1 protein-coding gene is annotated in these 292 nt (G+C 67.5%); it reads right to left on the reverse strand.

Annotation, left to right across the window (positions count from 1 at the left end; all coding sequences use genetic code 11):
• A partial coding sequence (locus ACFI33_RS11830) for a helix-turn-helix domain-containing protein (protein WP_221848048.1) occupies positions 1–156 on the reverse strand: 156 nt, incomplete at its 3' end.
• Positions 157–292: the final 136 nt, after the last annotated feature.

The following is a 292-nucleotide window of genomic DNA, read 5'->3' on the forward strand; positions in this document are numbered from 1 at the left end:
TCCCTGGGCGCGGTAGCGGGCGACCCAGGTGGCCACCGTGGGCCGGCTCACCCGGAACTCGGCTGCCACGTGTGCCTGCGGGATCCCGTCGTGCAGGTGGCGGTGGACCATCCTGAGTCGGCCAGTGGGGGTCAGGGGTGCGTTAGCGTGAGTCATGAGCGGGTCTCTTCTGGCAGGTGGGTTGTTGAGGAACTTCCATCCTGCGGCAGGGGCCCGCTCGTCTCATCTCAGCCCGTACCCCGTGGCAAGAACCTCATGACCCACAACAGCTAACGCACCCCTGACCCCGACC

This window comes from Micrococcus sp. PSi08 (assembly GCF_054960655.1).